This window comes from Xylanibacter muris, assembly GCF_013166605.1.
GTDB lineage: Bacteria > Bacteroidota > Bacteroidia > Bacteroidales > Bacteroidaceae > Prevotella > Prevotella muris.
This window is the reverse complement of record NZ_JABKKF010000005.1, coordinates 234286-261158: the sequence shown is the minus strand read 5'-3', so window position 1 is coordinate 261158 and position 26873 is coordinate 234286. Positions and strand designations below refer to the sequence as shown.

General features: G+C 45.3%; 17 protein-coding genes and 1 pseudogene. 5 read left to right on the top strand and 13 right to left on the bottom strand.

Annotation, left to right across the window (positions count from 1 at the left end):
• Positions 1 to 255 precede the first annotated feature (255 nt).
• The 3 genes from HPS56_RS07420 to HPS56_RS07415 all read left to right on the top strand — a co-directional run bounded on the left by HPS56_RS07420 (position 256) and on the right by HPS56_RS07415 (position 2738).
• Positions 256 to 1191, top strand: coding sequence for an RNA-binding domain-containing protein (locus HPS56_RS07420; protein ID WP_253952413.1), 936 nt, complete (start codon positions 256 to 258; stop codon positions 1189 to 1191).
• Positions 1163 to 1588, top strand: coding sequence for a putative DNA binding domain-containing protein (locus HPS56_RS13345; RefSeq protein ID WP_285822064.1), 426 nt, complete (start codon positions 1163 to 1165; stop codon positions 1586 to 1588). The genes HPS56_RS07420 and HPS56_RS13345 overlap by 29 nt, the downstream gene beginning before the upstream one ends.
• A gap of 151 nt (positions 1589 to 1739) precedes the next feature.
• The gene (locus HPS56_RS07415; protein ID WP_172275545.1) at positions 1740 to 2738 is read left to right on the top strand and encodes a virulence RhuM family protein; all 999 of its coding nucleotides are present in this window, start codon (positions 1740 to 1742) and stop codon (positions 2736 to 2738) included.
• Between the two features lie 296 nt (positions 2739 to 3034).
• On the opposite strand, the gene crcB is transcribed toward HPS56_RS07415, so the two are convergent.
• From crcB to HPS56_RS07400, 3 genes are all read right to left on the bottom strand, one after another.
• The gene (crcB, locus tag HPS56_RS07410) at positions 3035 to 3418 is read right to left on the bottom strand and encodes a fluoride efflux transporter CrcB (RefSeq protein ID WP_172275518.1); all 384 of its coding nucleotides are present in this window, start codon (positions 3416 to 3418) and stop codon (positions 3035 to 3037) included.
• Positions 3419 to 3444: 26 nt separating this feature from the next.
• Positions 3445 to 4410, bottom strand: a complete 966-nt coding sequence (locus HPS56_RS07405; RefSeq protein ID WP_172275517.1) for a ComEA family DNA-binding protein — start codon at positions 4408 to 4410, stop codon at positions 3445 to 3447.
• Between the two features lie 106 nt (positions 4411 to 4516).
• A complete protein-coding gene (locus HPS56_RS07400) occupies positions 4517 to 5878 on the bottom strand; it encodes a sodium-dependent transporter (RefSeq protein ID WP_172275544.1) in 1362 nt (453 codons plus the stop codon).
• Positions 5879 to 6175: 297 nt separating this feature from the next.
• Here HPS56_RS07400 and HPS56_RS13340 point away from each other — a divergent pair, with 297 nt between their 5' ends.
• On the top strand, positions 6176 to 6352 hold the full coding sequence (locus tag HPS56_RS13340; protein ID WP_253952412.1) for a VanZ family protein: 177 nt from the start codon (positions 6176 to 6178) through the stop codon (positions 6350 to 6352).
• A 203-nt stretch (positions 6353 to 6555) separates the two neighbouring features.
• On the opposite strand, the gene HPS56_RS07390 is transcribed toward HPS56_RS13340, so the two are convergent.
• From HPS56_RS07390 to HPS56_RS07360, 7 genes are all read right to left on the bottom strand, one after another.
• Positions 6556 to 8094, bottom strand: a complete 1539-nt coding sequence (locus HPS56_RS07390; RefSeq protein WP_172275515.1) for a leucine-rich repeat domain-containing protein — start codon at positions 8092 to 8094, stop codon at positions 6556 to 6558.
• 72 nt (positions 8095 to 8166) lie between these two features.
• Positions 8167 to 9726 carry a leucine-rich repeat domain-containing protein gene (locus tag HPS56_RS07385; protein ID WP_172275514.1) on the bottom strand — a complete coding sequence of 520 codons (1560 nt, stop codon included), beginning with the start codon at positions 9724 to 9726 and terminating at the stop codon, positions 8167 to 8169.
• Positions 9727 to 9859: 133 nt separating this feature from the next.
• On the bottom strand, positions 9860 to 10327 hold the full coding sequence (locus tag HPS56_RS07380; protein WP_172275513.1) for a hypothetical protein: 468 nt from the start codon (positions 10325 to 10327) through the stop codon (positions 9860 to 9862).
• A 212-nt stretch (positions 10328 to 10539) separates the two neighbouring features.
• Positions 10540 to 10890 (bottom strand): DUF3244 domain-containing protein, encoded by a 351-nt coding sequence (locus tag HPS56_RS07375; protein ID WP_172275512.1) that lies wholly within the window; start codon positions 10888 to 10890, stop codon positions 10540 to 10542.
• Between the two features lie 258 nt (positions 10891 to 11148).
• Positions 11149 to 12588, bottom strand: coding sequence for an aldehyde dehydrogenase (gene aldA / locus HPS56_RS07370; protein ID WP_172275511.1), 1440 nt, complete (start codon positions 12586 to 12588; stop codon positions 11149 to 11151).
• 185 nt (positions 12589 to 12773) lie between these two features.
• Complete coding sequence (locus HPS56_RS07365) at positions 12774 to 14078, bottom strand: L-cysteine desulfidase family protein (RefSeq protein WP_172275510.1); 1305 nt, start codon at positions 14076 to 14078, stop codon at positions 12774 to 12776.
• An 84-nt stretch (positions 14079 to 14162) separates the two neighbouring features.
• Positions 14163 to 16193 (bottom strand): cytochrome c biogenesis protein CcdA, encoded by a 2031-nt coding sequence (locus HPS56_RS07360; protein ID WP_172275509.1) that lies wholly within the window; start codon positions 16191 to 16193, stop codon positions 14163 to 14165.
• A gap of 730 nt (positions 16194 to 16923) precedes the next feature.
• Here HPS56_RS07360 and HPS56_RS13545 point away from each other — a divergent pair.
• A complete protein-coding gene (locus HPS56_RS13545) occupies positions 16924 to 20346 on the top strand; it encodes a beta-L-arabinofuranosidase domain-containing protein (protein ID WP_369800286.1) in 3423 nt (1140 codons plus the stop codon).
• 200 nt (positions 20347 to 20546) lie between these two features.
• Here the strand turns inward: HPS56_RS13545 and HPS56_RS07350 are convergent, their stop codons facing one another.
• The 3 genes and pseudogenes from HPS56_RS07350 to HPS56_RS13580 form a co-directional block, all read right to left on the bottom strand.
• Positions 20547 to 22343, bottom strand: coding sequence for a pectate lyase (locus HPS56_RS07350; RefSeq protein WP_172275508.1), 1797 nt, complete (start codon positions 22341 to 22343; stop codon positions 20547 to 20549).
• Between the two features lie 155 nt (positions 22344 to 22498).
• Entirely contained in the window at positions 22499 to 25891 is a 3393-nt protein-coding gene (locus HPS56_RS13540; protein ID WP_440130285.1) for a glycoside hydrolase family 88/105 protein, read from the bottom strand.
• 144 nt (positions 25892 to 26035) lie between these two features.
• Positions 26036 to 26746 (bottom strand): annotated as a pseudogene (locus HPS56_RS13580) (glycoside hydrolase family 28 protein); the annotation flags it as partial.
• Positions 26747 to 26873 lie beyond the last annotated feature (127 nt).

Here is a 26873-nt window from a genome sequence, read left to right as displayed (position 1 = left end):
GATTCTGTATTATATATTTCCTGTTAGATTTCTTTATCATTTGTTTGTATGCAATATGTACAATTTATCAATACATCAGGCTTGACTTTTTGGAAAAACGTTCTGATATTCAAATTTATAATGAAGAAGAAATAACATCAACCTTTAAACGAGAGTATGGAATTGATATAAAGGTAGTAAGACTCTCTATAATTATTATATTGTTTATTATCTTTAGCTGTATTGTATATGGATTGCTTTAATTTGAATTGTATAATGACAACCGAATCACAAAACATAGAATTCAAAGAATCTTGGCGCGACGAATATCTGAAATGGATATGTGGTTTTGCTAATGCACAAGGTGGAACACTGTTTGTCGGCATTAAGGACAATGGCGAAATCTGCGGTGTACAAGAAGCCAAGAAGTTGATGGAAGATATTCCCAATAAGGTACGTGATATGCTCGGAATACTGGTAGATGTTAATCAAAAAGAGGATAATAAAAAGCAATATCTGGAAATAGTAACTGAAGCATATCCTTATCCAATCAGTTTCCGCGGCAAGTATTACCAGCGGAGCGGAGTCACCAACCAAGAGTTGAAAGGTGCGGCACTCGACCGTTTTATGCTTCGCAAACAGGGAAAAACTTGGGACGGTGTACCAGTGCCTTATCTGAAAACAGAGGATTTGGACAATGCGACTTTTGATTTATTTCGCAAATATGCTAAACGAAGCGAACGCATGGAAGATGCTGATTTAATGGATGACAACCATGGTCTGTTAGAAGAACTTCGACTTTATGAAAGTGATTACCTAAAACGTGCTGCTGCTTTATTGTTCCATCCAGACCCGGAACGATACGTGACCGGAAGTTTTGTAAAGGTGGGCTTCTTCCGTGAGGGAATGGATTTGGTGTATCAAGATGAAGTACATGGCAACCTGTTTCAGCAAATTGTAAAACTAATGGATTTACTATGCACCAAATATATGAAAGCCGTCGTAACTTACGATGGTATTCATCGAATAGAAACATTGCCTATACCAAGGGAAGCTCTTCGCGAGGCGTTGTTAAATGCCTGCATTAACAAGGATTATGCAGAACCTTCTCCCATACAAATTCGCGTGTATGAAAATAAAACTGGAAATTGTAAATGGTGGTGTATTGCCAGACGGTTGGACAGTGGAAACACTGCTATCTTCTCATCGTAGTTTTCCCTATAACCCTGACATTGCCAATACATTCTTTCATTCTGGAGAAATTGAAGCATGGGGACGTGACATTGAACGTATCATTATAGCCTGTAAGAATGACGGATTTTCCACACCAGAATTCCGTTACGATGCTTCGGGCATTTGGACGATATTCAAGTTTGAGTATCCAGAAAGAAAGACTACCCAAAAGACTACCCAAAACCTGACAGAGCAACAGCAGGCTATGCTGTCTTTCTTAAAAGAGCATCCCGAAGCGACCCGAAAAGAGATAAGTGAAAGCCTTCCCAACATCACTGAAGATGGTGTCAAGTATAACCTTTCACGCCTTCAGGAACTTGGATTATTAGAGCGTATAGGAGGTAGGAAACAAGGTTATTGGAAAACAATAGAGTAAAGTACATGGATGATCTAGATGAATTTGAAAGTTGGCATAAGGATTTGAGTGAATGGGAACGTTTTCAATATGAACTTGAAAGAATAAGCGGAGAGAAAAATTATTACAAAGTGTGTAATTTTGACAATAAAATACTAAAAAAATGCAACTAATAAACAAAGAAAACCAAATAATACTTTATCAAGACGACAACGAAATTACTCGTGTGTCGGTGCGTTTTGCCAATGAAGATTTGTGGCTGACACAAAATCAGTTGGTGGATATATATCAAACGAGTAAATCAAATGTAAGTGAGCATATTAAGCATATATTTGAGGATGGAGAGCTAGTAAAGGAGGCAACTGTTCGGAAATTCCGAACAGTTCAAATAGAAGGTTCTCGTAAAGTTGAACGAGAAGTGGAGCACTACAACCTTGACATGGTTATCGCCTTGGGCTATCGTGTCCAGTCTCAAGTGGCAACTCGTTTCCGACGTTGGGCAACACAAAGACTTCATGAGTATATCCAGAAAGGGTTTGCGATGGATGATGAACGCTTAAAGCAAGGCGGCAATCGCTATTTTCGTGAGTTGTTACAACGCATTAGGGATATTCGTAGTAGCAAACGCAACTTCTATCAGCAAGTCACCGATATTTATGCTACGGCCACGGATTATGACCCACGCGATGAGATGACAAAGATGTTCTTCGCCACCGTACAAAACAAGTTGCATTATGCTGTCCATGAGAATACGGCAGCAGAAGTTATCTACAATCGTGTGGACAATGAGAAGCCGTTTGTGGGTATGACGAACTTCAAGGGAAATTATGTGACTAAGGATGATGTAAAGATTGCCAAGAACTATTTGTCTGAGATTGAACTTCAACGTCTAAATCTGCTTGTGTCCGGTTTCTTGGACTTTGCCGAGTTTCAAGCATTGGAAATGAATCCTATGACAATGAAAGATTGGATAGAAGCACTGGACAACCAAATTATAGCACACAAGCGGAAGGTTTTGATTGGCAAGGGAAACATTTCGCATAAACAAGCGATTGAGAAGGCCGAAAAAGAGTTTGCCTTCTATCGCAAACGCGAAATGGAACTGCTTGAAAGCGATTTTGATAAGGAAATCAAGAAATTGAAAGATAACAATGGTAAAAGTTCAAACTAATTCACTACCTTTGCATTTGGAAACCTTCACGCAACCTTGCGCAGAACAACGCAAGTCATTGGTGGAGCAATCGGAGGAGATTACAGTAGAGTTGCTTTTAGAAAAGAATGATATTCAACCACTTGGGGATAAATCACGATTCCTGGTGGCACCACTTGAAAAGGAAGTTGAGATAATCAGCTTCCTTTTTTGTTATATTGAATTTCTCGTCTTATCAACTATAAGTTATTGATTTGTAGTATATTATATGGCTCACCCGACAGACCAAGAGGATCCACTGCCTTTAACACCCTGAATCACGACAGACACATTCTTACAAGAATATGCCCAAGACGAGCGAGAAAAAGTCCGAGGCCAAGACTCAACATTGAATAAAGAATGGCATTCAGACAATTCTTTTCGTCAAGAAACATATAGTTTTCATGTATAAATGTGGAAAATGTCGTAAACCCTCCACACAAACCGACAGTAAGAAACAGGCGCAAATCGTTATTCATTATAAAACTACGATCACACAGACCATAGATGATGCCTATTAAAAAGCAGCCTACGATATTTACAGTCATTGTTCCCCATGGAAATGCCGTGGCGGCATGAAACTGTATGAAACGTGAAAACAAGTAACGCGCAACTCCACCAATAAAACTTCCGACACCGATAAAAACAAGAGTTCTTAGCATAAATATCAATCACATAATAATACTACTCAATACTCCACATAGGGTTCAAGACGCCTGATTGCCTCCTGAGTGAAATCAGGAACAAGAGAAAGGTCGGAAAGGTCGGCTATCCGTCCGTGAACGCGACGATAGTCGATGATCGCCTTTGCACGGTAGAAACCCATATATGGATGTCTGCGAAGGGCAGACAAAGACAGTTTGTTCACATTCAAACGCACTGTATTTTCTGTTTCCAACATCATATATTGCTTTACAGACGATTGTAACCCGTCTATCTCGTCAAGCTGGTCAAGACTTACAAAACCGCCAAGCCTGTCACGATAACGTATAATCGCACCAGCATAGTATCCACCAATACCTGGAATACGCATCAATAACGAGGTGTCAGCCGTATTTACAGAAACATACTGTCCTAAAGACAGTTTTCTTGTGCTGCGCAACGAATCCTCTTGTTTCCTGAATGCTTCTTTATCATAAACACCAGCAGATGTCTCCACAGAATAATGCGTCTCATTTTTACCGTTCTCAAACAATGTTCCGGCCGGAAGATAATCATCCGAGATTCTTATATGCGGTTCCAACGCCTTATACTGCTTTACGGTAAGTCCGTAAACCCTGGCGAAATCCGACGGTTTGGAAAAAACTCCTCCCCTTGCCCTGTATTTATATATATTTCTGACCTGCCAAGGCTTGAGACCCAAACGGAGAAACTGTGTACTGTCGGCCGTATTGGGGTCAAAATCGAAAAGTTCTGTTTGTGCTGCTTCTACCGCATAATATGAGATCCTACCGCTTTCTGTGTTTTTTACCTGTCTCCCAAATTCCCTAAAAGCTGCCTTTTCTTCATTATGTTGATAAACTGTGTTGTCTTCTTTGTCATCGAAAAAACAAACAAGCAGAATACACACTGACATAATAGCAGCACTGACGATAAAAACCCTTCGGTCACTCTTCCTATTGATGTATATAGGATATTTCTTTATCCATCTCATAAATCATATTTTAACTATGTTTTTCAACAAACGTCATGCCTCGGCATCATCAATTTGAACTTTGATTATTGTATAACGTCTGCCGCTTATTGTCAGTAACACTTTCTCAGATTACTCCAAACTGATGCAAAAATATCAGGACAATACATACAGGACATACTATTTTTACAGAAAAGATATAAAGCCGATAGAAACTTCCTTTCAATGTCCCATAGTTGGTAAACTCATCCCTAACAAGCTGACCAGGAAGAAACCATCCCACAAAAATACATGTAAGAAATCCCACAACAGGAAGAAACACCTGGCCAGTCACGAAATCAAAAACATCAAACAATGACCTCCCAAACAGTTGAAGGCCTTCATAACCTCCAATAGAAAGAGAACAGAACACCCCGACAGCGGTACACAGAACCGTAACAATCAAGGCACCGCGGCTTCTGGATATTTTAAGTTCTTCAGAAAGAAAAGCCGTGCTTACCTCATGCAATGAAATAAGAGATGTCAAGGCTGCAAGCGAAAGCAATGCATAAAACATGACCGCTACCGCATCTCCGACTGCCGGAACAGAAGAAAAAGCCTGATGAAACACATTGGGCAATGTTATAAATATCAACGACGGCCCGCTGTCGGGTTCCACTCCCACCGAGAACGCCGCAGGAAAAATCATCAGTCCGGCAAGAATAGCCACCAATGAATCTATCACTCCTATCTTTACAGCCGAACCGGCAAGATTTGTCTCTTTACTGAAATAAGACGCATACGTACACAGGCATCCCATTCCTATACTTAGCGAATAAAACGACTGTCCCAACGCACCAAGAAGAACATCACTGTTCATTTTATCAAAATCCGGTTTAAGAAGAAACGAGATACCCCGTCCGGCACCGGGAAGCATACATGACATGATTACAATAAACAGCAGAAGAACAAACAACGTAGGCATCATCATCTTTGAAGCCTTCTCTATTCCTCTCTTCACACCGCGGGATATTATCATGTGTGTGATAGCGAGAATAATTATAGTACACAATATAGGTTTCAAAGGATCTGTTTCGAAACTCACGAAATAGTCTCTTATAAACTGAGGATTACCATGCAGACATCCTGACACGGAAGCATAAATATACTGCAGACACCAACCCGACACCACAGCATAATAACCAGTTATCAGAAACCCCGTAAGCACTCCAAGATATCCTATAACCATCCATGGGCTTCTCCCGCCAAGTTTATGATAAGCGCGTGCCGTATTAGACCTTGCATTGCGCCCTATAACAAACTCACTGATCATACAAGGCAATCCCAGCACTACAATACAGAACACATAGCATATTATAAAAGCTGCACCACCGTTCTCACCTGTCATATAAGGAAAACGCCACACATTACCCAATCCTACGGCCGAACCTGCCGTTGCAAGAATCACACCTATTTTACTTCCAAACTTTGCTCTTTCCTGTAATGACATAACTATTTTATACTTGTTCATTTGCAAAAGTATGAAAAATATATTATTTTTGCACCGAAATAGAAAGTAAATATGCAATATTTGTATCAATTAATCAGGAAAAATCCATTTTCAACAGCTTTTATTGTCATAATATGGTACTTGTCTTTCTTTACGCCTCCACATACAAAACTCAGCAGTATCAGTTTCTTCGACAAGTGGGCACACATCGCAATGTATACCGGCACATGTTCTGTAATATGGATTGAATACTTAACCAGACACAAAGAAAGGATAAACAGAAAAAGGCTGTTCATTATGGCATGGCTGGCCCCTGTTATAATGAGCGGTGCGATAGAACTGCTACAGGAGTACTGTACAAACGGAAGAAGAAGTGGTGACTGGTTAGATTTTGCCGCAAATATAGCAGGAGTTACAATCGCAGCCGTATTCGGGTGGATTGTGCATATAAACAGAACAAAATATCTTAAATAAAATCGGATATTCGATTTTCAAACAATCCATACATATCTTATCCTGTCCGGTAACCATTAATACATGACCTCACAATAACTTGTCATGGTAAAGCGGCAAATTACGGCAAACAGAAATAAATGTTAAAAGTATATTCGGTCTGAATACACTTTTAACATTTGCTTGTCGGCCACCACATCCATGACAGTGATGGCCAAAAGGAATTACTCAACAACGCGCTTCTCTGCCTTTCCGCCTGTCTTCATTATATAAAGGCCTTTAGAGAGCTGAGGCTCACCCATGCCACGCCATACCAAACGCCCCGAAACGGTATATACCTCGGTGACACCGCTGTCTGTGTCAGAAGATACAACCGCGCCGTCTATTCCGTTCGGACCACCGGTAAGCTCCGGGGTCTCGATTATCTCGCTAAAAAACCAATGTTTCAGGTTCTCATAATTTTTCTTTGCACCGACAGGAACGAAAAGACGCCAAGAGTCCACCCTCGCCCCAAATACAGGCCCAACATTATTTTCTGGCTCACCAGCGTAGTCTACTTCTACCGGAGGGGTTCGCCTGTTTATATAAACATCCGGTCCGTCCTCTATTCCCTCCACATAATAAGGATTATAAAAAGCCTGCACACCTAAACGTTCCAATGTAGAAGGCAGATATATGGATTTCAAGTTTACGCACATCCAGAATGCTTGATAAGCAATATAATCCAACCCTTCCGGAAGTTTCAAATCACAACAAAGATACCGGCACTCATAGAACGCGAAAATACCTATCTCCTTCAATGTCGGGGGAAACGAAATATTCTCCAACATGGAATAACTAAAGACCTCATGTCCTATCCTCCGTAGATTTTTTGGCAATACAATATTCAGTATCTTATTCACTCCAGAACCAAAACAGTCATCGGACATTTCCTGAATATCACAGTCAAAAAGATTCAGGCCATGAAGCCGACCATTGCAGGAATTGGATAAAGAGCATATAAATTCAAAATCATCTGAATTTGGTGTTCCGGTAACAGTCAAGGAATCAATGTCGTAAGCGTCTGCTCCAAGTATGTCTTTTGCTGTACGACTGCCGTCAATGTGTATTGTCCGATCTTTGTATATCGTTGCATCAGCATTTATGCCTTTAAAGCCTTTATAGGTTTCTGAATCTACATAATAGTCATAGGCATCGGTAAACACATTAAGAACAGCGTTGGATGAAGAGCCGGAAAAAGCATCCTTACTGATACATGTCATTGCTTTATTGCCCCTTATTGTCACACTACGAAGTTCCGGACACCGCCCAAAAGCCTGCGGCCCTACTGATACAACGGTACGGGGGATGTCAATACAGCGAAGGCCTGTTCCTGCAAAAGCACCCACACCAATTTTCTTCAAGGCTTGAGGAAGGGAAACATACTTCAGATTACTCTTCAGAAAATTCCCCTTATCTGAATCCCCAAGAGTAGAAAAGGCATTGTCCGGTATATCACGTTCTCCGCAATGAGTAAGATTAATACCACTGAGACGCCCTTTCTCGCAACACTTGCGAAGAAGGCGGAATTCTTTATCTCCAAGCATGGGGTACGGATACGTTATCACAAGAGAATCTATTTCTGCCCATTCACTGCCAAGAGCCTTTTGGAAAAAATCCGGATTTTGAATTGGGTCATCCATTTTAGATATAACTTTTATATTCTGCCCAACAGCAAACACGGAGGCGAACAGTGCCAAATAAGTGATTATTGTCTTTTTCATAAGTCACAGTTTTTAAAATTTAAAATATCGCTATAACAGCGCATCCGGCAAAGGACCGCGCGGACAGGGGCGTTACCTGACAATACACTTCTCAGTCTTTCCGCCCGTCTTAACGATATAGAGACCTTTTTCCAAGCGGGGCTCGCCCGTGCCACGCCATACCAAATGCCCCGAAACGGTATATACCTCGGTGACACCGCTGTCTGCGTCAGAAGATACAACCGTGCCGTCTATTCCGTTCGGACCACCGGTAAGCTCCGGGGTCTCGATTATCTCACTCAAGACTTCCCAATTTTTATTATTCTCATAGTTCTTCTTTGCACCGACGGGAACGAAAAGACGAACGTTATGACAAGCATTATCCCACCATATATTGAATGCCCCACCCATACCCAAAATATCCTCCTGAGTATAACCATCCAAGTATATATATTCAGGTGGAGTCATTCTGTTCATATATACATCCAACACCTTGTCTGGAAATCTCCCGGCACTTGGCATATAGAACGACCATTCTCCCAACTTCGACAGGGTTGACGGAAGATATATTGATTTCAAATTATAACAATTATAGAATGCCGTAAAACCGACAATCTTTACGCCTTCAGGGATGATCAAATCCATGTTCAGATTTCTACATTCATTAAAGGCTGCAATACCTATTTCCTCTATTGTATTGGGAATGGAGCACCATCTGATATATGTGTTACCCAAAAAACTATCATTGATTTTTTTCAACTTTTTGGGCAGATTCAGATAATTTATTCTGTTTTTGTAACCAAAGAAATCTACATCATCTGAGATTTTTTCAATGTCACAGTCATAGAGATTCAAACCGTAAAGCCGCCCGTTGCTAAAAACAGGCAAACACATCATATAAAGCAAATCTGACGCAGTAGGAACACCTGTGACAATCAGAGAATCGACATTTGCAGAATCCTTGCCAAGAATTTCCTTCGCTGTGAGACTGCCGTCAAAGTGAACGGAAAGCGTCCTGAAGATATCATCATCTGCATATATGGATTTAAACACTTTCCATGTATCGGAAGAACGGTAATGCTCAGCAGATTCCGTATCAACAGTCAGGACGGCATCGGGAGCTATTCCTGAAAAGGCATCGGGAGCCACACCTTTCATGGGAGTATTCCCGCGCAAGATGACAGAACGCAGATTCGGGCACTCACCAAAGGCACGGGAACCAATAGACTCAACAGTACGGGGAATGTCTACAGTTATCAAATTTGTTCCAAGAAAAGCCGACTCGCCTATACCTCTCAGACCGGCCGGTAAAGTTATATATTTTAGTTTACTTTCCCGTCTGACACCGTCTGAGGATACTGACGGAGAGAATGCAGAAGAGGGAATGTTTTCCATCTTAATTCTACGAAAGTCTATTCCGCTGAGACGGCCCTCCTCACAACATTTACGGATAAAGGGAAAATCACTTTCATTTATCATTCCCCGACTGCAAGTTAAAACAACAAGAGAGTCTATTTCCGCCCATTCATTGCCAAGAGCCTTCTCTAAATTATAGCCATCCCAAGAATACAATTCAGAAATGACTTTTATATTCTGCCCCACGGAAAACACAGAGGTGAGCAATGCCAACGAGGTAATTATTGTCTTTTTCATAAGTCACAGTTTTTAAAATTTAAAAATATCGTTATAACAGCGCATCCCTATACTTGCAAAGGGATTTGAAGAGAGAGATGTTTCCTGACCGATAAGGGTCTATGCCCCCACCGCCAGGAAACTGAATAGTTGATTATTTTACAAATTTATACGAGCCGGCAAGCTTGCCGTTCTCTATCAGAGACACCTGATATACACCGGGACGCATCCCCGTGGCAGGGATGACGTAGCTTTCAGCGCCACAGTCAAGAGTGTATTCAGATACGGGAGTGTTGCCTGAGGAATAGGCAAGACGCAAGGATGACCGGGACGCTACCGGACGGTCAAAGGTCACAACCACCTCGTCGCGATTGTTATTGGCATCAACGCTCCGGATTGCGGACATGCCGGAAACGCTTACCTCTGAGAAACTTATAGCTCCATCGCTCATAGCCTCCACCTTCACGGTGTAGCTCTCCGTGAGTTCATCAACGGTCATAGTACGGGAAACACCAAGGGCTGACGGAGGGGATTCAAAACTGTCGGAAACTTCATCGTCAGAACAGAATGACAAGGCATAAAAGGCTGCAAGTATGCCAAGAAAAAGAAACTGTTTCCTCATAATCAAGTTAATTTTAATTGTTAATAATTTATTATACGGTCATTTATTCCAAAATACCTAAAAGCAACATCATCAGCCTATAACAGCACAATAAGTCATAAAACCATCCTTTATACTAACATATTGTCACGTTTATCAATTGCAAATATACACAAAAAGCTTTTAAGCCAAAGAAAATTTCTGAAAAAGTCTCAAAATTTATCCGTATAGAGTCATTCGATATGACCATAAAGGTAATTACTGTCATAACACAGCTCCAGAGTATATCCTCTGTTACCAAAACTTCCGGGCAAAGAAACCGAGCTGCCATCGGGAACGGCATCTACTGTTACTGAATAAACGGCATTGCCGGAGCGGTCCTTTATCACAACCTCCACATTATTTATAATACTGTCGGAAGACACGGTCAAAATACTGTCGTTGAAAGAGACGACGGGTATTTCAACATGCCTGTCACGTGACAATTCGTTTTCATCATTATCAAGAACGACTATTCCCGCAATGACAAACGGGCACGGAAATATCAGTAAAAATACAAAAACAATAAATGATCTACTATTCATAATCAGCTCTTACTTTTATTTCTCGCAAATATACAAAAAGTAAGAGCAAACATATCAAATATATGTTCACAATTAATTCACAACTTTATGAACACGTCATACAATGTGTTCACAAATAACTCACAACATAACATAAGTCGCTCATAATGAGCGGATAAAAAGAAAGCAGTTCTAATATTTCCGCTATCATTAACGATAAACAGCAAAAACATTAAAACTGCCCGATATACGGTAAACAATTACCGTAGGATATCACTTCTATTCGTAATGAGTGTCAAGATAAGTGACATGAGTGACAAGATATTCCTCCACACCATGTTTTCCATCCGCACCTCCGATACCGCTCTTCTTCACACCGGCATGGAAGCCCTGCATGGCCTCAAAGTGCTCACGGTTGATATATGTCTCGCCAAACTCAAGATTACGTGCGACCTTGGCCGCCGTGTCTATGTCTTTAGTGAATACGGACGATGCAAGACCATATTCGACATCGTTTGCCCATGCTATTACCTGGTCGGTATCTTCAAACTCAACGATAGGAAGAACAGGGCCGAATGTCTCCTCATGGATAATGTCCATATCCTGAGTGCAATTGTCAAGCAGCGTAGCGGCATAGAAATACCCCTTGTCGCCCACACGGTGGCCTCCGCAAAGCACCTTGGCTCCCTGCTCTTTGGCATGCTCGACCTTCGCAATAACGCTTTCCAAAGCCCGCTTCTCAACCAACGGCCCCATGTCTACCGTATGGTCAAGACACGGATCTCCGACTTTGACTGCCTCAAACTTCCTGAGCAACAGATTTGTGAACTTCTCCTTTATATCCTTATGGACGTAAACACGCTCGGCATTGTTGCAAATTTGTCCGTTGTTTCCTATACGGCTGTCGAGCACCCATTGTGCGGCAGCATCCAGGTCGGCATCAGGAAATACTATTGCCGGAGCCTTTCCTCCAAGCTCAAGCGACACTTTCGTGATGTTCGCAGCCGCGGCTTTCATGATGCTTTCACCAGCCCCGACACTGCCAGTGACGCTTACTATACCTATCTTCGGGCTTCCGGCCATCTCGTTGCCAATCACGGAACCGCGTCCGGTAACGATGTTGATGACACCTGCCGGCAAGCCTGCCTCGTCTACGACCTTGGCAAACTCGGTACAGTTCTCGGGAGTCAGCTGTGACGGCTTTATTACTATCGTACATCCGGCGATAAGGGCTGCACCGGCCTTACGGGCAATAAGGAAGAACGGGAAGTTCCATGGCAGAATGCCCGCCACCACTCCTATCGGCCGTTTTGTAAGTATGATTGTCTCACCGCGACGGTCGCTCGGAATGACCTCACCCTCTATATGACGCGCGAACGTGGCCATATAGTCGAAGTAATCTGCCGTGACGTCCACCTCTACTGTTGCCCATGTGAGCGTCTTTCCCTGCTCACGCATTATTATATCGATAAACTCTTCACGACGCTTGCGTATACCGTCGGCAATCCTGTTAAGATAAGCGGCACGTTCTATGGCCGGAGTTTCCGCCCACGACTTCCGTGCGGCCTCTGCGGCATCAAGAGCCGCATTCACATCCTCTACTGTCCCGTCAGGCTGACGGCTTATGACTTCCTCCGTTGAAGGGTTAAGCACATCAATCCATTTACCGGAACCGCTATCAACAAACTTACCGTTGATATACATCTTTAAATCTTTCATACACTTATTGTTTTAAGTAGATACTAATATTTATATATGGAATGGCGGTATCCCCAAAATGGGGGCCATCTGTATCAGGCTAACGGTTTAATTGCGAAATTAATAAAAAAAAGCGAAAATGCAAAATACATCATCGCTTTTTTATATATTTTAAACTGTGTTCTCAACAAAAGGTTATCCTACAGCTACCGGCAACCGCCTTTGTGGGTCATTATGCTCAGAACCATGTCATCAGTAGCCCTCATTGCATCGGCACCTATCGATGTAAGATTGTGTATGCTCTTGTCCACATCATCGTCAATGATGCCTTCCGCACTGCTCACGCACTTGCCTTCCATCGCGAGCAATGCGGAAAGGATTGCCGTGCTCACTCCCGATGATATTTTCAGGGAACAGCTGGGCTTTGCCCCGTCACAAATCATGCCTGTGAGATTGGCTATCATATTCTTTACAGAACGGCACATACGGGCATAGTCGCCTCCCATGAGATAAGTTATGCCGCAACTGCTTCCGATAGAAGCCACTACACATCCGCACAATGCCGACAGTTTTCCAAGGCTCTGCTTTATATATATGGCCGTCAGATGACTGAGCATAAGGGCGCGCACAAGCTCTTCTTCCGTATTCTCGTTCTCTGCGGCATATACCGCCACCGGTATCGTGGCACATATTCCCTGATTGCCGCTCCCGCTGTTGCTCATCACCGGTATCATCGCGCCTCCCATGCGCGCATCACAGGCCGATGCCGTTCTTGCAATGATGTGCGAGAATATGCTGTTTCCGAATATTCCCTTTGCCAAAGGACGGTCGATGGTCTTTCCGAGATTGTGTCCGTAATTTCCAAGCAAGGCCTCACGTGCCGCCCTCATATTATAGTCCCTTGTCTTAAGAATGAAAGAAATTTCGTCAAGCGGTGTCTCCGCCGCAAACTCATAAACCATTCTCATATCCAGACGTATGTCCTCATCCGACGCGTCACAGCCTTCTCCTGAAACGCCATTCCTTCTGTCAAGAATAACATTTCCGTTGGATGCGACATAAACAAAATTGGTATGACTGCCTGATATTACAGTATGCGACACATCGGCTCCCGCCAGACACTCCACTTCAATGTACAACTTTTCAGTTATGTCATTCTTAAGGGATATATTAATATGGTTTCCCGCAACATATTCCTTTCCCCCGGCAAGAGCTTCGGGACACAAATCCCTTATCACCTCAAGGCCGTATTCCGATTTCCCCGCGACAGCACCGAGCGCCACGGCAATAGGCAGGCCGATCATGCCTGTGCCGGGGATGCCCACCCCCATGGCATTTTTCAGTATATTGGCACTCAGACGCACATTTATCTCATCAGGCATACAGCCCAACGTCTCCCTGCCCTTAGCCACGCACAAGGCCACGGCCATAGGCTCCGTACAACCAATTGCCGGCATCACCTCTTTATCAATCAGGGCTATTATCCGGTCACGAATATGTTGTTCAAGCATAATAAAAACAGATAATGGGAATATTACATAAGCTCATGCCATAACAATCATGCCTGGTCTACAGGCATGATTGTCACAGTAGGATTATTTCCTGTAGTTCTCCAGTCCTTTCTTGAGAAAGTCCACATACTGACTTACATCCTCATCGTATGAACGGCTGCCGTTGAGAGGCTTGCCGCTGTTGTCAAGCAGGACATAGAAAGGCTGGGTGTTTGCCCCGACCTTGGTGCGCTGCAGATAGCTCCACTTGTCACCGACGGTACGCAACACACGCTGACGGCCGTTCTCCGTCACCTCCAACGGTTCTTTCAGCGGGGTCTTGTCATCAACATACAGAGATATAAGCACATAATCACCGTTAAGCATCGACGCCACCTTCGGATCTGTCCATACCGCAGCTTCCATTTTACGACAGTTTACACATCCGAAACCGGTAAAGTCAACCATCACGGGCTTACCCTCGGCGGCAGCGGCGGCCATACCTTTATCATAATCCGTATACTTCGGCTCGACGGCAGATTCTTTCAAATTGAAGTCCTGGGTATTCATCGGAGGCGCGAAAGCGCTTATAGCCTTCAAAGGCGCTCCCCATAATCCAGGCACCATATACACGGCAAATGCAAGCGATATCATTGCAATGAAAAATTGCGGTACGTTTGTACGGTTGCCTTCATCATCATGCGGGAATTTGAGCCAACCGAGAAGATATATTCCAAGCAAGCCGAATATTACAATCCAAAGCGAGATGAACACCTCGCGGTCGAGTATGTGCCATCCGTATGCAAGGTCGGCCACGGAAAGGAACTTCAACGCAAAGGCAAGTTCTATGAATCCCAATGTCACCTTTACAACATTCATCCATCCTCCGGACCTGGGAGCAGACTTAAGAAGGCTCGGGAACATGGCAAAGAGCGTGAACGGTATGGCCAGAGCTATGGCAAATCCGAGCATACCGATCGTCGGGCCTATGATATTGCCTTGCGTAGACACGGCAACGAGCAGGAAACCGATTATCGGGCCAGTGCATGAGAAAGACACGAGGGTGAGTGTGAAGGCCATCAGGAATATACTCAGCATTCCGCTTGTATTTTCCGATTTCCGGTCAATCCTATTGCTCCATGACGACGGCAGCGTTATCTCAAACGCCCCGAAAAAAGAAGCCGCAAAAACCACGAGAAGCAGACAGAAGAAAATGTTGAACACTGCGTTTGTAGACAAAGCATTGAGCGCGCTCGCCCCAAAGAGCATGGTGACAAGCAACCCCAACAACACATATATGACCACAATGCTTACACCGTAGGCGGCAGCCTCGCGTATCGCCTTGCCACGCTCCTTGTTTCTCTTAAGAAAAAAGCTCACCGTCATCGGGATAATCGGCCATACACACGGAGTGAGCAGTGCAAGGAATCCTCCTGCCAGTCCGGCAAGAAATATATATATAAGCGAATTGTTGTTATCAACACCGTTGCTGAACTCATTAAGCTCCTTTACCACCGGAGCCCATAAGTCTTTATTCTCTCCGCCCGCAAACACCGCGGTATCCAAAGTATCCGGGGTAATGACACTGTCTGACACGGCCTTAAGACTGTCCTTTTCCGCAGGAAGCTCTTCCACAGCCACTTTCACATCGGTCGGCTTTTCCACAGCTGATGTCTTCCCTACAGCAGATTTTCCGCTTTTTCTGAAAGATACCGTTGAAGGCGGCATGCACATCTGATCGGTACATGCGCCATATTCCAAATAGCAGTCTATATCGTAATCAGGAGCAGTGAACCTTATTTTCTGCGCAAACACCGCGCTTCCCTCAAAGAAACGCAACTTCATTCCAAACATCTCGTCAAACCGTGTTATCTCATTGCCGCGCGGCTGAAGCTTGCCTACGGTCTCGGCGCCTTCCATCTTCTCTGCATGGAAACTTGCCGATATCGGGCCGTCGTTTCCAAGTTCGGTGGAATACAAATGCCAGCCGTCGTCTATCTTTGCGGAAAAAACTATCTCGGCCTCATCGCCTTTAAGCATCTTCAGGGAAGAGGAAAAATGCACCGGTTCCACCATCTGGGCATTCAACGCCATTGTAAATCCTATAAGGATGACAAACAATAAAAACTTCTTCATTTTAAATAAACTTCTATTTTGACTGCAAAATTAATCTTTTTATCGGGAATAAGACATGAAAAGATAAAAATATGCTCTACACAATAAAAAAACTTCCGACAAAAACAAAAACAAACTTCATCAAATTAATCACATACATCAAATCCTCCATATACAGAAATCCACGCGCGACAACATCCCAAAAGACAATGCCGCGGCATAAAATGCCGGACAGACGGTCCGGATAGCGGATTGTCAAACTGCAAAAGGCCGTTTCCCAAACCGCGAACGGTATGTCCGTGAACCTGTCGGCTTAAGCCGACGCATCCATCGACTTCAGCCGGCATATCTGTCGACTTAAGTCGACAAATATACCGACTTAAGCCGACAGGTCTGAAAACAGGAACTTCATTGCTTAAGAACCGGCCGGACAGACATTGTTTTCCGACTGGCCGCACATGATTCCCTGTAAAAAAACATACCGGATACAATAAAATCATATAGCTTTCCTCTAAAGAAAAACCATTTCTTTATCCTGCACGTATGGAAATCTCAATATTTTCATGTAAATTTGCTCCCGGTAAACATTGGCTTTATCACCAGGATGCTACACCCCAGCATAATTATGAATATATAGCCTTGACCTGTTTTGAAACAATACACTTATCCGTAATATCTAATTCACATCAACTAATAAATTATGAAATTCAGATTAATACCTGCCGGTTTGCTAACAGTCCTTTGCACCACCATGAATGCAAAGACTCCGGATAACGCTCACGGTTATCCTATAAATCCGGTTCCATTTACTTCAGTGAAAGTGACAGACGCCTTTTGGGGCCAACGGCTGAAGGCGAGCCGCGAGGTTACAATACCGCTGGCTTTCAGAAAATGCGAGGAAACGGGACGTTACACCAACTTCGTACGTGCGGCACATCCGTCAGACACAATCAAAGTAGGCGGCCTTTCGTTCGACGACACGGACGTATACAAGACAATAGAGGGAGCAAGCTATATTCTACAGACTTATCCCGACAAAAAACTCGAGAGCTACATAGACAGCGTGCTGGAAATAGTGGCGGCGGCCCAGGAACCGGACGGATATCTATACACAAGCCGCACCATGAATCCCGCACATCCTCATGAATGGGCAGGAAGCCGGAGATGGGAAGCCGTTGAAAATCTCAGTCATGAGTTTTACAATCTCGGACACATGGTGGAAGGTGCCATAGCCCATTATCAGGCAACCGGAAAGCGGAACTTTCTTGACATAGCCGTCAGATACGCCGACTGCGTATGCCGTGAAATCGGCGACAAGGACGGACAGACCGTAAGGGTACCCGGGCATCAGATTGCCGAAATGGCACTTGCCAGACTATATCTCGTGACCGGCAACAAGAAATACCTCGACCAGGCAAAATTCTTCCTCGACAAACGCGGACATACCTCACGCACCGACAAATACAGCCAGGCGCACAAACCCGTCACGAAACAGGACGAAGCGGTAGGACATGCCGTACGTGCGGCATACATGTATGCGGGAATGGCAGACGTGGCAGCCCTCACCGGAGATTCCGCATATATAAGGGCCATTGACAACATCTGGAACAACATAGTAAGCAAAAAGTACTATATAACCGGAGGTATCGGGGCAAAACACGAAGGAGAGGCTTTCGGCAAGAACTATGAGCTTCCGAATATGTCGGCATATTGCGAGACCTGCGCCGCAATAGGAAACGTGTATGTCAACCACAGGCTGTTTCTGCTTCACGGAGACTCAAAATACTATGACGTTCTTGAACGCACACTCTACAACGGACTGATATCGGGCGTATCCATCGACGGAGGAGGATTCTTCTATCCCAACCCTCTCGAATCACACGGACAGCACAGACGTCAACCGTGGTTCGGATGCGCCTGCTGCCCTTCGAATATCTGCCGCTTTATCCCGTCTGTACCCGGATATATCTATGCCGTGAAAGACAGGAATGTATACATAAACCTGTTTATATCCAATGCGTCAGACATTAAGGTAGGAGGAAAGGACGTGGCCCTGACCCAAACTACAGACTACCCGTGGAATGGTGATGTGACCATGACCGTCGACAAGAACAAAGCCGGTCATTTCGACATGAGAATCCGTATACCCGGCTGGGTACGCGGTGAAGCGGTTCCATCCGACCTTTACAGATATTCCGACGGAAAACATCTTGGCTACACGGTATGTGTGAACGGGAATCCGGTTAAGGCAGAATTGGAAAAGGGCTACTTGTCCATTGCCCGCAAATGGAAGAAAGGAGACAAAGTGGAAATACATTTCGATATGGAACCCCGCACCGTAAGGGCACATTCCGATGTGGAAGCCGACCGCGGCAGGGTCGCATTCGAACGCGGTCCAATAGTCTATTGCGCCGAATGGGCCGACAATGATTTTGACGTATTGAGCGTGCTCGTCAATCAGAATCCCCAAATACATACCGCATACTGTCCCGACGTGCTCAACGGCCTTACAAAGTTAGTGACAGATGTCCGGACGCCAAGCCTTGACGGCTCCGGCAGTCCGACGGGCAATAAGGCAAGGCTCACTCTAATCCCATATTACGCATGGTGCCACCGCGGACCGGGCAACATGGCCGTATGGCTTCCACAAGAACAGGCACCGGCACGGCAAAAAAACATATTCACAGTAGATCCGTCACGGCCTCACCAACAGATTGACTGTTTTGGAGCATCTGATGCATGGAGCATGAGATTCATCGGAGAGATGTCTCAAAACACACAGTCACATGTGGCAAGGCTGCTGTTCAGTTCCGAAACAGACTCACAGGGAAATCCCATGGGCATCGGACTCAGTCTCTGGCGGTTCAACATCGGTGCGGGAAGTGCGGAACAGGGAGACGGCAGCCTTATCAACTACGGAACCCGCACGGAATGTTTTCAGGACAGCAACGGAACATATAACTGGAACAAGCAAAAAGGACAGCGCAGCTTCCTTAAGCTGGCAAAGAATCATGGAGTGCCGTATCTGCTCGGATTTCTTAATTCTCCGCCTGTACATTATACAAAAAACGGACTTGCCACTAATACCGGACGCGGCGGGACGTATAATCTGCGCGAAGACAAATATGAGGAGTTTGCCGGATTCCTCGCCGATGTCATATCCGGACTGGAAGCCCATGACGGAGTAAAGTTTGATTACCTGTCGCCTGTAAATGAGCCTGACGGGCACTGGAACTGGCAGGGCCCCAAACAGGAAGGGACTCCAGCCACAAAATATGAGATTGCACGGCTTTCACGTGTGATTGACAAAGAATTGCAATCACGCGGCATCAGCACCAGAATGATAATTCCAGAATCGTCTGACTACCGGTGCATGATGTCTACACATGAAACGGGACCGGAACGCGGATATGAGATACAATCTTTCTTCTCAAAGGACAGTGCGGAAACATATATAGGCAACCTCAAGTCGATTCCACGGCTCATGGCAGGACACAGCTACTGGACCAACACACCGGTGGAATATATGAAAGAATGCCGCAAGGCACTGCGCGACACCCTGCGGAAATACAACGTGGAATTATGGCAAAGCGAAGTGTGCATCATGGGCAATGACGAAGAGATAGGAGGTGGCGGCGGATATGACCGCACAATGAAAACCGCCCTATACGTTGCAAGGATGATTCATCATGACCTCGTTTTCGCAGATGCACGCAGCTGGCAATGGTGGAGAGCCGTCGGAGGCAATTATAAAGACGGACTTCTGTTTCAATATAAAGCACCCGGCTCTGCCAATGACACAATAGTCGACTCAAAGCTTTTATGGACATTAGGAAACTATAGCCGCTTTATACGTCCCGGGGCGCTTCGGATAGAAGTAAAGCGGAGCTGTCCGGATCTCCAACCGGACCCGGATGCAGCCACACAGCCTTACGGCCTTATGTGTTCGGCATTCCGCAACCGTGACGGGAGCACCGTTATAGTGATGATAAACTATTCCTACGAAGATGAGACAGCCGGATTCAATATACCCAATAAGGCAGAATGGAAAGTATACCGCACTTCCGATAAAGCCGGCGAGTCATTAAAGTTTATTGAAAAAAGGAACAATATAAGCAATGTGGCATTCCCGGCCCGTTCCGTAACGACATTAGTCTGCGGCAACAATCAATAGTCACATGCGCATCCCCAAAAAAGCAGAGCCTGTCCGGAAATGCCGCAAAAGTCTTGATCAGACTTCCAGACACTTCGGAACAGGCTCACATCATTCATCCGTTTTTTTCTTACCCAAGTATGACAAACCAATAGAAAGACATATAAAAATACTAAAACGCCCTACATAGCTGATTTTGTCAATCAATCAAAGATATATTATTACGGTATAACAATCTTACTTTTGAGCACCTTACCCGACAAGGTCCGGTCAACACGTATGCATATCCCCTTTACCGGTCGGTCAATCCTCATCCCTGACATATTATAATATGCCGTGGAAAAGGTTCCGGAACCACCGTAAACCGCATCGCTTATTCCAGACAAGTCTCCGTTTACGGCCTCAACAACAGTGCCGTCCTCCCTGGTATACCGGGGATAATACTCCCGCACGCTCTCCTCGGCACCGTCATTGCCGCCAATCATTATATCCTGCACAAGACTGTTGCAATACACCTCAATGTTTGTATAATACTTCTTGGGATCAAGAGTATACTTACCGGCATCAGACGCATCATTGGGATTAAGACCGTTGGCAATCTCCCAGGCGTCAGGCATTCCGTCATTATCTGTATCGAAACCGGACTCACGCTTTCCTGTGGGAAAATCCTTTTCAGTATATCCGCCCACATCACCTACGACGTCGATAAGCCCCCATTTTCCGGTAACCGACCCCATAAACGTCGCCGTTCCGCTCATTGCCTCATCCATGTATCTCGCATCCACATCGTCTCTGTGGAGTGACGAACCGCAATAATCCATGACTTTGACGAAAGCGGCCTCTGCCGTATGAGTGGTAACATCACCCGTGGGGCACGGTGCGTCCATCTTTATCCTTACACACATATCGCCTTGCGAATTGGCCACATGCGGGACATTGTTTCCATAAAAGTTATTCACATCCTTTGAATACGTCTCTCCCTTAATGGTAAACACTCCTTTGTCGTATGACACTCCGCTCCAGTCACGGTTTTCCTTCTTTATCCCGGAAGCTGTCTCAGTTGTGTTTCCCGCTATATAATAGCGGCTTGTCATTCCATAATACTCCGGATGGTTCTTGTCTGAATTTCCGCTTGATGACACCGTCACAATCGTTATACGCTCCTGATTTCCGTTTCCGCTTGGCCCTGCCTTATAGTAGTTGTTGACCATGTTTATCTGTCCGCCTCCAGGACCTCCGTAGCATGTGCCCTGACAATTATACATGACACAGTTGCGAAAATCCACATTCTCTGCCTGCACGGGGTTCTCCCACCTATATTTTGAATACTGCTGGTTGCCTGTATATCCGGTCCATCCGTAACGCGCCCCGTTGAAGCGCGGACCGCGGTTGGTCACATGGGCAATCATATTGTGATGAAAGCTGGCCAACTTGCCACCCCAAATACCTCCATAACCATGAGCGCCTTTGTTATGTCCGGCATTAGTGAGACTCTCTGCTATTGTACACCACTGCATTGTGAAATTGTTGTTGTCATAGAAAGAAGCGACCTCATCGATACACCAGCTGAAAGAACAGTGGTCGAATATCATACCTGTTTTCTGTCTGTCCCATATTGCATCCGCACCGTCATTGACATCTCTTTCCTGCCCGCGACGCGCACGTATGAAACGTACGATAATATTGTTTGCACAACGCAAGGTGCGGTAACGCAACGTTATACCCGGATAAGGAGCGGTCTGTCCTTCAACCGTAGTATTGGCGCCAATGCTGAGGTCTGACTCAAGAGGTATTACTCCTGCCACATCAAACACTACAATTTTCTTTGCACTTCCCTTCACCGCCTCACGGAAAGACCCCGGGCCGTTATCATTAAGGTTGGTTACATGGACGACCTTGCCCCCACGGCCTCCGGTGACAAACCTCCCATGACCTTCCGCTCCCGGAAAGGCCGGAGCCTGTGCCGTTGCAACAACGGCTGCTACAGACATTGCTGCCGATAAAAAAAATCTTTTCATTGTCTTGATATCAAAGCACGGATACCGGATGTTACCGATACCCGTGCATCTATTTTAAATAATGTTTTGAATAAACGCTACGCCTCGGCCCAATCAAAGCAAACCTTGCTTCTGCATTCGGCTTACAGCTTTTTTAATTCTATAATAAACACTAACTACTGCATCCTCTGCAATCCTTCCCAACGCACATTCCATCTTCCGTCCTTTGGAAAACCGGGATTGTTTGGTTCGGCACATCCGTCCCATCCGGCACACATCATTGCCACAGCATCGAGCAAAGAACCGTTTCCTGGAAGATACAGGCGAAGACGCTTCGGCTCCTGGAAGTTATGTCCGCTTACAAGATAAGTGTTCTTCCCCTTGTCTATGAGAAGAGCCTCAACAGCGGTTGACGTCTCACCAAGACGTGCGGCACACATGGCTATCATTCCATAATCCCATCCCCAGGTTGTTGCCCAGTTCCAATTCTTCATAACCCATTTGAGAGTGGCCTTCATTGTTTCCTTATTATATAAAGGTGCGGTCTCATGACCGTTCACATAATCGGAAGTTGACGGAAGCAGGCCGCATGCACCAAGCACGGCAGGATGGTCACTCCTTGACTTAAAGGCGAAATCCTCGGCGGAAATCTGCTTCTTGCCTGTCTGCTCAACAGCCTTATAAGGATCAAAATCCACCGCCTTTGACTTTGCATCAAACGGATGCAATGGCTCTCCCGACATGTATATTCCGTCTTTTTCCGCAAGAGGCGCTATGCGTGATATGATGTCGTCCCAAACGGAATTACGCTCCTTGCCCATTCTCTCACGCCACTTCTGGGCAACAGTCAGACCATAACGCCAATAGGCCTGGTCGAACGGATGATTATAAGAGAAGTCTTTCGACATGGACTCCTGCATGGCCGTCTGTCCGAAAAGTTTTATCTTGCCTTTCTTCTGCCTATCGCATGCCTTGGCATAATCTGCCATGAACTCTGCCGTAGCCTCCACATACTTTCCATACGCATTAAGAGTCGCCTCAGAAGGGTTGGCGCGATACATCTCCTCTGCCATATAAATATAATGAGGCTGCTGCCATATAAGGAAAGAACCGGTATTCGACGGAGCCTCACCGGCATCAGGATCTGTCATCTTCATCCAACGTACACCCTTGAATCCCTGGCGGTGTGCTATTTTCTCCGCCTCGGGATAAGCTGTCTTATTATACCAGTCAAGGACTGTTTTCATTATTTCGGGACGTTTCCATAAAGCAAAGTCAACCATGTGCCACCATGTCATTTCCAGATGAGGACGTCCGAACCATGAGTTATATGTAAGACCGGTCTCCTGCGGAGGATTGTCGTTGGCACAGTTTATATATGTAAGATACTGCGACAGTACCGTACGTCTCTCAAGCTCCTTAGCACGCATATCCGTACATTCTGAAAAGTCGGCAATGGCACCGGCATTCCAGAATCTCGGCCAATACTTCATACACGCTTTCAGCTCCTGGTCGTATTCCCATGTGCCGGCCTGGGCCAAAGGCATTACAACATTGCCATTACGGAAACAGTTTTCAGGGAAATAGTTTACGGCAAGGCTCAGGACATCATCAGTTGATGCCAGTGTGAAACAGTGAGGGGCGCTCTCTTCTATCTTCGCATTACCGTCCCATCTCAACAGGACATAATATGCCACGGCATCAAGCTTATGCTGTACCACAGCCTTTGTACTGTCTGAATAGATTATCTTTGTCTCATGCTTGTCTGCACTCTTCCAGTCAGAGGCCGCATCGGCATGCTTGCCCGTAGGGTAAGGAAACTTAAGCGTGAGACAAGCCTGCCCCTTGCCCAACAGACGGGACTTCACACGGGTAAAGATACCAGAATATCCTTCCTTTGTGGTTGTTCCGGTGGTTACCTCAACAGGAGTATTGTCCACATTGTATTTTGACTCTATCACACCGTCCCACAACTTCAATTCCTGACGTATACCGGAAATTTGCCCCATCTCTACGGCATTTCCCTTTTCATCCTTAAATGCTATACCGAGAGCACCGAGGTTCAAACGGTGCGGGTTGATGCGGAAATAATCAGTAGCGTCCTTGTTGCGTCCGGCCTGCTTATATTCAACGGCATAGACCTCATCACGGCCATGACCGAGGTCAAATGACTTCTGAGATTCTTCCGGAGTGACTTTCTTTATGTTTTCAAACGAATGCCATCCCCATTCAGACATTGTTGTAAGGGGCACACCGTTCTCATACTCTACCGGAAAGCTCTGCAATCCAGTAAAATCCACTGTAGCCGCGAAATGTCCGTCACCGACAGACAACGAAGACAGTGGGTCTGCTTTTGTCACAACAGGATTGTTACGCGATACTACAGCCATACGGTCGATAGCCTTTGTCGAGTTGTAGGTGTCGAAACCTAACGCCTCCATTTCAAGTGAAGCCCAGATGAACGGGCCTACACCTTTGGCATCATTGTCACGCACCTGCTCGCTGAGATAATACTTATAAGAACCGTCACGCCGCCTGTTCTCCTTTACTTTCGGGGCGGCCTTCTTTACTGCATCGCTCACACCCGGACCAAGACCTGCCACGGAACAGCAGTTTGTCAATGAAATTGTCTCATCGGGATTAACCTTTATGAAATTGTTTATTATACCACGGTATGCCCTGATACCGGCATCACGGTATTTCGCTCCAAGATAGCCCTTACGGTATGCCTTAAGAAGGGAATATGCGAACATTGCCGAGCATGTTGACTCAAGATAGTTGCCGTCTCCTTTCGGAGTATCCATCACCTGATACCATACTCCCGTTTTCTTGTCCTGCCACTTGATGACCGCATCCAGGTCTTTTCTGAGCAGTTCGATAACTTCTGCACGCCGTGAGTAATTTTCAGGCAGAGCGTCAAGAAGCTCAATAAGCGCCATCGTATACCATCCCTGGGCACGTCCCCAGCAATGCTGTGATAGTCCGGTTTCCTTGTCTGCCCAGAACATTTCACGGGTCTCGTCCCACGCATGGCGGTTCAGACCGGTCTTAGGGTCGAGTGTCCGCTCGTATGTCTTCTTCACCTGATCAACGGCATCATCGTAGATCTTGAGAGCTTTCTTGTCATTCAAAAGCATATTGGCAGTAAGAGCCCTGTAAGGCAAGCCCATAAAAATACCGTCAAGCCATACCTGATACGCATAGACGGCCTTGTGCCAATATACACCTTCCAATGTTCTCGGCTGCTTCTCCATCTGCTTCATCAGGGTCTTCATAGCCTTAAGATTCTTCGGTTCGGGAAATTTCTCATACATACGTGACACAAAATGACCGGTACGGATGTTATCAAGATTGTAATCATCAAACTTATACCCACGGATCTCTCCTTTCTCATTAATCATCGTATCAGTATATGTCTGACAATATTTCTTTATCTCGTCACCGCCATATTTCAGATAAGTGTCAAGCATTGCCTCAAGCTCAATACCCATTACATAGCTCCATTTGGGTTTCTTTGAGAAATCAAGCAGGTATGACTCCGGCACGCGTTTCATCTCGGAATAGGTCATCCACTGACTATAATTCTTATACGGTTTCTTCTGAAGTACCAGCCCACCGTTGATATAAAGGTTCTCGAATTTCACATTACGTGTCATACCTTTGCTGAAGTTTCCTTCCGCAACACCATTGAACTTACAGTTTCTGACATTGATATCATATACATTGGTACACGTATCAAGCGCAATAATCTGAACACCGTACTTGCTTTTCTGACAAGTAATGTTTTCGAGATTAATATTACGTACGGTCGGCAGGAAACCACGGCAGCAAATCTCATTACGCTCATAGTCCAGATTTATTTTAAGCACAGACTCGCCACACTGCCCTACTTCAATATTGCGTGCGTAAATATTCTCTATAACGCCACCACGGCATGTGTTTGTCTTTATACGTATCACACGGTCGAGATTGGGACTGTCCATCTTGTTGTTTTCTGCAAACACATTGCGGCATCCGCCGGAAATCTCGCTTCCAATAACCACACCACCGTGTCCGTTCTGCATCTTACAGTTACGTATGATTATATTCTGGCTTGGCTTTCCCCACAGACGACCGTCATTATTACGTCCGCTCTTTATGGCTATACAATCGTCACCGGTGTTGAAATAGCAGTTCTCTATCAACACACCGTCGCATGACTCAGGGTCGCAACCGTCACCGTTCGGACCGTCATTATTAATATGCACGCCACGTACAGTGATATTTTTTGAAAGCAACGGGTGGATAACCCAAAACGGAGAGCGCAGCAGTGTCACATTCTCAATAAGGATACCATCACACTGGTTGATGTTTATCAACTGCGGACGCAAGCCGTCTTTTGGGCCGAACTTGCGCTCATTCACGTCAACACCGTCCTCAGCCATCTTCAACAGACGTGCGCGGCTGCCGTTACGCTGGCTTATAGTGCCCTCTTTCCAGCCATAACGCGGACTTCCGCACCATTTCCACCACGTGTCGTTGGTACCCCCGCCGTCTATCGTTCCTTCACCC